Origin of the sequence: Streptomyces sp. NPDC090108 (genome assembly GCF_044747185.1) — a bacterium.
Taxonomy (GTDB): Bacteria; Actinomycetota; Actinomycetes; order Streptomycetales; family Streptomycetaceae; genus Streptomyces.
The window spans coordinates 418,511-426,661 of the sequence record NZ_JBIVDQ010000008.1 but is presented as its reverse complement, the minus strand read 5'-3'; the positions used below and the strand labels follow the sequence as shown (position 1 = coordinate 426,661).

Sequence of the window (8,151 nt, the reverse complement as noted above, 5' to 3'; positions counted from 1 at the left end):
TGGTACTGCAGGGGGGACCCTGTGGGAGAGTAGGACGCCGCCGAACAAATTTTAGGGAAAACCCCCGCATCGTTGATGCGGGGGTTTTCTGCGTTCCGGACCTGTTTTTCCCGTCCGCCGCCTCCGAAAAGGGATACGGGGAAAGGACGTCAGAGTCGGCCCGCCGCCTTCAGGGCGAGATACGCGTCCGCCAGTGCCGGCGCCAGATCCTCCGGCGTCGCGTCGACCACCGTCACCCCGTGCCGACGCAGCTGCTCCGCCGTGCGGTGACGCTCGCCCTGGGCCCGCGCCGCGGCTGCGGCTTCGTACACCGCCTCGACATCGCCCCGGCCCTCCGCCATGCGCGCGACATGCGGGTCGGCCACCGCGGCGACAAGAACCGTGTGGCGCTGGGTCAGCCGCGGGAGCACCGGCAGCAGGCCCTGCTCCACCGGCGCCGAGTCGAGCGTCGTGAACAGGACGATCAGGGAACGGCGGGGCGCCGCACGGAGAGCGGCCGACGCGAGACCGCGGGCGTCCGTCTCGACGAGCTCCGGCTCCAGCGCAGCCATCGCCTCGACGAGCGACGGCAGGACATCCCCGGCGGAGCGCCCCTGGACCAGGGCGCGCACCCGGCGGTCGTACGCCAGCAATGCCACCCGGTCGCCGGCGCGGGAGCCGAGCGCCGCCAGGAGGAGCGCCGCGTCCAGAGCGGCGTCGAGACGCGGCACGTCGCCCACCCGGCCGGCCGACGTGCGGCCGGTGTCCAGGACCAGAAGGATGTGGCGGTCCCGCTCGGGACGCCAGGTGCGGACCGCGACCGCGGACTGGCGGGCGGTGGCCCGCCAGTCGATGGACCGGGTGTCGTCCCCGGGAACGTACTCGCGCAGACTGTCGAACTCCGTGCCCTCACCACGCGTCAGCACACTTGTCCGGCCGTCGAGTTCACGCAGCCTGGCGAGCTTCGACGGCAGGTGCTTGCGGCTGGTGAACGGGGGCAGGACCCGCACGGTCCAGGGCACCCTGTGGCTCCCCTGCCGGGCGAAGAGCCCCAGGGGGCCGTAGGACCTGATGGTCACGCGGTCCGCCTGACGGTCGCCGCGGCGGGTGGGACGGAGCCGGGTCGTCACACGACGGCGTTCGCCGGGCGGCACGGTGAGGCGGTGCCGTGCGCTCTCCGCCTCGCTGCCCGGCTGCCAGCTGCTGGGCGGCCACGCGTCCCGCAGCCGTGCGCGCAGCGGCCGGCCGGACGGGTTGGTGACGGAGAGCGTGACGTCGGCACTCTCGCCGAGACGCGTGGAGGTGTCGCCCGAGCGGGTCAGCACAAGACGCCGTACGGGAGCCGCGAGCGCGAAGTCGCAGGCACAGGCCAGCGCCAGCGTCCCGTCGACGGCGAGGAGGCCCGTCCAGCCCGGTGCCAGGACACCGACGGGGACGGAACCGAGGGCCGCGAGGAGAGCGGCGCGTCCGGTGAACGCCATCAGCGGGGGACCGGGACATGGGCGAGGACGGCGTTGATGACGGAGTCGGCGGTCACGCCCTCCATCTCCGCCTCCGGGCGCAGCTGGATCCGGTGGCGCAGCGTGGGCAGCGCCAGGGCCTTCACGTCGTCCGGGATGACGTAGTCACGGCCCGTCAGCCACGCCCAGGCGCGCGAGGTGGCCAGCAGCGCTGTGGCGCCGCGCGGGGAGACGCCCAGCGTGAGCGAGGGCGACTCGCGGGTGGCGCGGCAGATGTCCACCACGTAGGCCGTGATCTCCGGGGAGACGGCCGTCTTGGCGACGGCGGCGCGGGCCGCCTCCAGGTCCGCGGGGCCCGCGACGGGACGCACGCCGGCCCCTCGCAGGTCGCGCGGATTGAAGCCCGAGGCGTGACGGGTGAGGACGTCGATCTCGTCCTGCCGCGAGGGCAGAGGGATCGTCAGCTTGAGCAGGAACCGGTCCAGTTGGGCCTCGGGCAGCGGGTAGGTGCCCTCGTACTCGACCGGGTTCTGGGTGGCCGCGACCAGGAAGGGGTCGGGCAGCGGACGCGGGGTGCCGTCCACGGTGACCTGACGCTCCTCCATGGCCTCCAGGAGGGAGGACTGGGTCTTCGGCGGAGTGCGGTTGATCTCGTCCGCCAGGAGGAGGTTGGTGAAGACCGGGCCCGGCTGGAAGGAGAACTCCGCGGTGCGGGCGTCGTAGACGAGGGAGCCGGTGACGTCGCTCGGCATCAGGTCCGGCGTGAACTGGACGCGCTTGGTGTCGAGTTCCAGCGCGGACGCGAGAGCGCGCACGAGCAACGTTTTGGCCACTCCAGGGACTCCTTCTAGGAGAACGTGTCCGCGGCAGAGGAGGGCGACGACGAGGCCGGTCACGGCGGGGTCCTGGCCGACCACGGCTTTCGCGATCTCGGCACGCAGAGCTTCCAGGGAGTCGCGGGCGTCGGCCGCGTCCCCGGTGGTCCCGGCGTCGTCAGGGGTCGGATCCGTCATGAACGGCGTACCTCTCTTTCGAGGGCGTCGAGTTGGTCGGTGAGCGAGACGAGGGCCGCGTCGTCCCCGGGCGGCGGCCCGAAGAGGAGGGAGCGCAGGGACTGCCCGTCGCCGTGCAGGTGTGAGGAGAGAGCGGGGAGCAGCGCCTCGGGTGCGTGCGCCTGGGCGACGGGGACGCCGACGAGAGGGGCGAGCCGGATGCGGGTGGCGGAGCGCAGGGCATCGGCCGCGCGGTCGCGGGCGTCGGTCTTGCGGTAGAGGCGGGCGCGGCCTTCGACGGTCTCGGAGGCGCGGATCGTGACGGGCAGTCTCTCGGGCACGAGAGGACCGAGACGGCGTGCCCGCCAGAAGGCGGCGAGGGCCGCGGCGACGAACAGTTGCAGGGTGGCCCAGAGCCAGCCGGACGGAAGCAGTTCGAGGATGTTCTTCCGGCCGCCGTCGTCGGCGACGGACGGATCGGTGAGCGAGGGGAGGTACCAGACCAGATGGTGCCGGGAGCCGAGGAGTTGGAGGGCGAGCGAGGCGTTGCCCTGCTCGTCGAGCCGTTCGTTGAAGAGGATGTCGGGGGAGCCGAGGACGACGGTGTCGCCGCCCGCGGAGGCGTCCGGCACCCGGATCAGGGTGGCCAGGCGCGCGCTCGGGTAGCAGCTGTCGGCGCCGAGGCCGGCGGCGGTGTAGCGGATGCCTCCGGTGTCGGCGCGGCCGGCGCGCCGGGCCTCGGGCAGCGCGCAGCCGGGGGCGAGCGCCGAGCGGGTGCTGCTGACGGGGTCCGCGGCGACGCCGGGCACGAGGCGCTCGACGGCGGAGGCGCCGGGGGCCACGAGGACCGTGCGGCCGCCCGAGGAGGCCGTCGCGGCACGCAGACCGGCCTGCTGGCGGTGGGTCAGCAGGTCGGGCGCGGCGACCAGGAGGGTGGTGTCCGGACCGGCCGCGGAACGCGCGGCGGCGAGGGAGGTGACCACGCGCGTGGAGACCCCGTGGTCGGCGAGGAGTTCGGCCACCGCGCGGCTGCCGTACGGGTCGGAGGAGCGCGGGTCCAGCTCACCGTGCCGGGCCTGGGAGCGGACGACGGCGATCGCGACGGCCGCGGCCAGCAGGAGCACGAGGGCGAGAAGGATCCCGCGCGTCCGCGTCCACACCTGGCGGGTGGTGGGCGCGGTGGAGGTGGTCGGCGGTGCGGTGGGCCCGGCGGTCATCCGGCAGCCCCCTGGGCGGTGTCGTGGGCCGTGTCGGCGGTGCTGTCCGCGAGGGCCGGGCGGGTGCGTTCCAGGTCGCGGTCGAGTTCGGCGATGCGCCGGTACGACTGCTCGCTCGCGCTGCGGCCGCCGTATGTGACGTCGTCGAACTGCCGGGCCGCGGAACGCAGCCGGTCCGTGTGCGCGGGAAGGAAGCGGCCGGCCTCTGCCGCGGCCTCGTCGGCGGTGCGGCCGGGCCGGCTGTCGAGCAGGGTCCGTTCCTCCAGGGACCGGACGATGGCCCGCATGCGTTCCTGGACCGCCTGGCTCCAGTGCTCCTGGGCGGCGTGCGCCTCGGCCGCGGCGCGGTGGTCGGCGGCGGTGCGCGTGCGCTCGTCGAACAGGGCCGGTGCGGACGCGGCCGGGCGGTGCGGAGTGCCGAGGCGCCACCACAGGGCGGCCAGGACGGCGACGACGACGAGGATCACCGCGACCAGGCCGACGGTGCCGCCCGGGGTCACCGAGGACGCCGCGCCGAGCGTCCGGCCGAACCAGTGCCAGACCGCGTTCAGAGCGCGCTGGACCAGGCTGGGATCGCTCTCGTGGTACATCCGCTTGGCCAGCTCGCGGCGCGCGGCCTCACGCGCGGCCTCGCGCGGGACGGTCACCGGCGGCCCGTCGCCGGAACCGGCGTCCGCCGGCCAGGCCGTCACCGCCGCGTGCGACAGGAGTCGCACGGCCGAGGGGGCGGTGCCGGACAGAGCCGGCACCGCCGTGAGCGTTCCCCCCGTCAGGCTCACCCCATCAGCTCCCTGGGACGGGGCCGGGAGCGGCTGCGGTGCCGTGGTCCTGGACTCCCGCGGCGCGGGCCAGTTCGAGGTCGAGTGCCTCGCGGCGGATGCGCTGGTCGACGTAGAGGAGTACGCCGACGCCCGCCGTGATCGGGAGCGTGAGCATGCTGCCGATGATCGCGCCGATGCCGCTGATGATCAGGAACGGCCAGCTGACGTGCTGAGGCGTCGTGCCCAGCAGGCTGTTCATACCGTCACCGCCGACCGCGGCCGCGACGAGCGTGAAGGGGATCACGATCATCGAGGCGACGATGTTGGCGATGAGCCCGGCGAGCAGCTGCACGCCGAAGACCCGCCACCAGGAGCCGCGCACCAGCTTCGCGGAGCGGCCCATCGACTTCACGATGCTCTGGCGCTCCAGCATCAGCGCCGGCGACGCCAGGGAGAAGCGCACCGACAGCCACAGCATGACGACGAGGGCAGCGCCGACGCCGAACACGAACAGCAGGAGGGCCAGCGGAGTCTTCCCGCCGACGGCCAGCGCGATGGCGCCCGGCGCGAAGCCGACGGCGAGGATGCCCACCTCCATGAGGCCCAGCAGCACCAGCAGGCCGAGGAGCCTCGGGATCTGCGCGCGGGCCTCGCGCCAGGCCTCGCCGGCGCCGACCGGCTTGCCGAGGACGGCGCGGCTGGTCACGGCCGTCAGCATGGCGGTGGCGATGATGGTGCCGATCACGGAGATCACCACGATGACCAGGCTGCTCAGCATGGCGTCGGCCGCGCCGCGCAGCACTTCGGTCGGTGTGGCGCTCGGATCGTTGAACGGGCCCTGGGGCGAGAACGTGTCGTTCAGGACGAAGCCGCGCAGCAGCATCGTCGCCACCTGGGTGACGGCGGCGACCGTCAGCGATATGCCGAGGACCGTGCGCCAGTAGGTGCGCATGGTGGACACGGCGCCGTCGAGGATCTCGCCGACGCCGAGCGGCCGCAGCGGGATCACGCCGGGCTTGGCCGCGGGCGGGGGACCGCCCCAGCCGCCGCCCCAGGCCCCGTAGCCGCCGGGACCGGGACCGCCCCAGCCGCCTCCGGGACCTCCGGGGCCTCCGGGACCGGCCGGACCCCCGGGTCCCGCCGGTCCGCCCGGAGCCTGGCCGCCCCAGCCGGCGGGCGGCGGGGTGTGGCCGGCGCCGGGGGGAGCCGTGGGCGCCGACCACTGACCTGCGGGCGGCTGCGTCTCGGACCACTTGGAGTCGGGTTCCCGGGGCTCCGTGTCCGGCTGTGCCGCGGGCTCGGCGGCTCCGGTGGGGCCGGCGGGCCCGGCCTGGTCGGAACGGCCGGAGGGTTCGGCGGGGCCGGGACGGTCGTCGGGCTCCCGCCCCTCGGACGGCGGGGTGGATCCGGGCGAGGCCCAGCCCGGAGTGTCAGTCATCGAAGCTCCTTCTTGGTGCCCTTCCGCGCGCGCGGAGGCAGGTTGGCAGCCATCGTGCCATGGGCAGGTCACCCTGCGACCGGCCGTCGTGAACGCGGTGCTCCTTCAATTGTCCGGCCAATGCTCCGGCGCGTACGGGGCAGACTCACCGCATGGCTGACCAGTACCCGCCGACGGGCGACGACAAGAGGCCGACAGCGATACCCGTGCTGCGATGGGAGGAACCACCCGAAGGCCCTGTCCTGGTCCTTCTCGACCAGACGAGGCTCCCGGCCGAAGAGGTCGAGCTGGTGTGCACGGACGCGTCGGCGCTGGTGGAGGCGATCCGCTCGCTCGCCGTACGAGGGGCGCCGGTGCTGGGCATCGCCGGCGCGTACGGTGTCGCGCTCGCCGCCGCCCGGGGCTTCGACGTGGACGAGGCCGCGCGGGCGCTCGAAGCCGCCCGCCCGACCGCGGTGAACCTCTCCGTCGGGGTGCGCCGCGCCGAGGCCGCGTACCGGGAGGCCCTCGCCGGGAGCGGCGACACCGCGACGGCGGCCGCGGCCGCGGCCGCGCTGACCGCGGCACGGACGCTGCACCAGGAGGACGCCGAGGCCAGCGCCCGGATGGCCGCGCACGGTCTGGCGCTGCTGGACGAGCTGCTGCCGGGCGGCGCGCACCGGATCCTGACCCACTGCAACACCGGTTCGCTGGTGTCCGGCGGGGAGGGGACGGCGTTCGCGGTGGCTCTCGCCGCGCACCGCTCCGGGCAGCTCAGGCGGCTCTGGGTGGACGAGACGCGTCCGCTGCTGCAGGGCGCCCGGCTGACGGCGTACGAGGCGGCCCGCAGCGGCATGACGTACACCCTGCTCACCGACAACGCGGCTGGTTCGCTGTTCGCGGCGGGCGAGGTGGACGCCGTGCTCATCGGGGCGGACCGGATCGCCGCCGACGGTTCGGTGGCGAACAAGGTGGGCAGCTATCCGCTCGCGGTGCTCGCGCGGTACCACCATGTGCCCTTCGTCGTGGTGGCGCCGGTGACGACGGTGGACCCGGGGACGCCGGACGGCGCCTCCATCGAGGTCGAGCAGCGCCCCGGGCACGAGGTGACCGAGATCGCGACACCGCAGGTGCCGGTGACGGGCGCGGGCGGCGGGATCGCGGTGGCACCGCTGGGGACCCAGGCGTACAACCCGGCGTTCGACGTGACACCGCCCGAACTGGTGACGGCGATCGTCACGGAGGAGGGTGTGGTCTCCCCGGTGACCCCGGAAGCGCTCGCGGACCTGTGCGGGAAGGCCCGCCGGACGCCGACGGACTGAGACGCCGACGGACTGAGACGCCGACGGACCGGGGCCGGTGGCGCGCTGATCCACGGGGGAGGCGTCACCGTCCCGCGCCTCCACCCGCGGCGGTCCGGCGGGACGCCAGGGGCGCCGCCGCTCCGGTGCGCCGGACCGCGCACCTCCGTCTCCGCCCGCGTCCGCCTCGCTCTGTGTCCCTTGTGTCGCCCTGTGTCCCCGGGCCCCGGCCCATGCCGGGGGGACGCGGGCAGACAGTGACGGCGCCGTACGACTATCGTCACAGGCCAGTGACCTCGCTCACCAGCAGCTCTGGCGCCGTTATGAGAATGGGATGATGTCGTTTATGAAGGGACGAGTCCTTGTCGTCGACGACGACACCGCACTGGCCGAGATGCTCGGCATTGTGCTGCGTGGTGAAGGTTTTGAGCCGTCTTTCGTAGCCGACGGGGACAAGGCGCTGGCCGCTTTCCGGGAGAGCAAGCCCGATCTGGTGCTGCTCGACCTGATGCTGCCCGGCCGTGACGGCATCGAGGTGTGCCGCCTGATCAGGGCGGAGTCCGGGGTGCCGATCGTGATGCTCACCGCCAAGAGCGACACCGTCGACGTGGTCGTGGGCCTGGAGTCGGGCGCCGACGACTACATCGTGAAGCCGTTCAAGCCGAAGGAGCTGGTGGCGCGGATCCGCGCCCGGCTGCGGAGGTCGGAGGAGCCGGCGCCGGAGCAGCTCACCATAGGTGACCTGGTGATCGACGTGGCCGGGCACTCCGTGAAGCGGGACGGGCAGTCGATCGCGCTGACCCCGCTGGAGTTCGACCTGCTGGTCGCGCTCGCCCGCAAGCCGTGGCAGGTGTTCACCCGTGAGGTGCTGCTCGAGCAGGTGTGGGGCTACCGGCACGCCGCCGACACCCGCCTGGTGAACGTGCACGTGCAGCGGCTGCGCTCCAAGGTCGAGAAGGACCCGGAGCGGCCGGAGATCGTGGTGACCGTCCGCGGTGTCGGTTACAAGGCCGGACCGAGCTGA

Annotated in this window: 7 protein-coding genes; 2 read left to right on the top strand and 5 right to left on the bottom strand. The window is 73.9% G+C overall.

The genetic code is table 11. The annotated features are described in order from the left end of the window. Positions 1-149 precede the first annotated feature (149 nt). Genes ACIPRD_RS28190 through ACIPRD_RS28170 form a run of 5 tightly spaced genes read right to left on the bottom strand, consistent with a single transcriptional unit; the run spans position 150 to position 5,847 of the window. Positions 150-1,460 carry a DUF58 domain-containing protein gene (locus ACIPRD_RS28190; protein WP_356396512.1) on the bottom strand — a complete coding sequence of 437 codons (1,311 nt, stop codon included), beginning with the start codon at positions 1,458-1,460 and terminating at the stop codon, positions 150-152. Next, on the bottom strand, positions 1,460-2,452 hold the full coding sequence (locus ACIPRD_RS28185; RefSeq protein ID WP_401567018.1) for an AAA family ATPase: 993 nt from the start codon (positions 2,450-2,452) through the stop codon (positions 1,460-1,462). The genes ACIPRD_RS28190 and ACIPRD_RS28185 overlap by 1 nt, the downstream gene beginning before the upstream one ends. Beyond that, on the bottom strand, positions 2,449-3,648 hold the full coding sequence (locus ACIPRD_RS28180; protein ID WP_401567015.1) for a DUF4350 domain-containing protein: 1,200 nt from the start codon (positions 3,646-3,648) through the stop codon (positions 2,449-2,451). The genes ACIPRD_RS28185 and ACIPRD_RS28180 overlap by 4 nt, the downstream gene beginning before the upstream one ends. Further along, positions 3,645-4,427, bottom strand: coding sequence for a DUF4129 domain-containing protein (locus ACIPRD_RS28175; RefSeq protein ID WP_401567012.1), 783 nt, complete (start codon positions 4,425-4,427; stop codon positions 3,645-3,647). Before ACIPRD_RS28175 ends, ACIPRD_RS28180 begins: the two co-directional genes overlap by 4 nt. Positions 4,428-4,431: 4 nt before the next feature. Continuing rightward, positions 4,432-5,847, bottom strand: a complete 1,416-nt coding sequence (locus ACIPRD_RS28170) for a hypothetical protein (RefSeq protein ID WP_401567009.1) — start codon at positions 5,845-5,847, stop codon at positions 4,432-4,434. Positions 5,848-5,999: 152 nt separating this feature from the next. On the opposite strand from ACIPRD_RS28170, the gene mtnA reads away from it, so the two are divergent. Then, positions 6,000-7,148, top strand: coding sequence for an S-methyl-5-thioribose-1-phosphate isomerase (gene mtnA, locus ACIPRD_RS28165; protein WP_401567006.1), 1,149 nt, complete (start codon positions 6,000-6,002; stop codon positions 7,146-7,148). Positions 7,149-7,461: 313 nt separating this feature from the next. After that, on the top strand, positions 7,462-8,151 hold the full coding sequence (gene mtrA / locus ACIPRD_RS28160) for a two-component system response regulator MtrA (protein ID WP_187279108.1): 690 nt from the start codon (positions 7,462-7,464) through the stop codon (positions 8,149-8,151).

Bases quoted from the DNA above. Each gene is read 5' to 3' on its own strand.
- ACIPRD_RS28170 (WP_401567009.1), bottom strand. From the start codon at position 5,847: ATGACTGACACTCCGGGCTGGGCCTCGCCCGGATCCACCCCGCCGTCC.
- mtnA (WP_401567006.1), top strand. From the start codon at position 6,000: ATGGCTGACCAGTACCCGCCGACGGGCGACGACAAGAGGCCGACAGCG.
- ACIPRD_RS28190 (WP_356396512.1), bottom strand. From the start codon at position 1,460: ATGGCGTTCACCGGACGCGCCGCTCTCCTCGCGGCCCTCGGTTCCGTC.
- ACIPRD_RS28185 (WP_401567018.1), bottom strand. From the start codon at position 2,452: ATGACGGATCCGACCCCTGACGACGCCGGGACCACCGGGGACGCGGCC.
- ACIPRD_RS28180 (WP_401567015.1), bottom strand. From the start codon at position 3,648: ATGACCGCCGGGCCCACCGCACCGCCGACCACCTCCACCGCGCCCACC.
- mtrA (WP_187279108.1), top strand. From the start codon at position 7,462: ATGATGTCGTTTATGAAGGGACGAGTCCTTGTCGTCGACGACGACACC.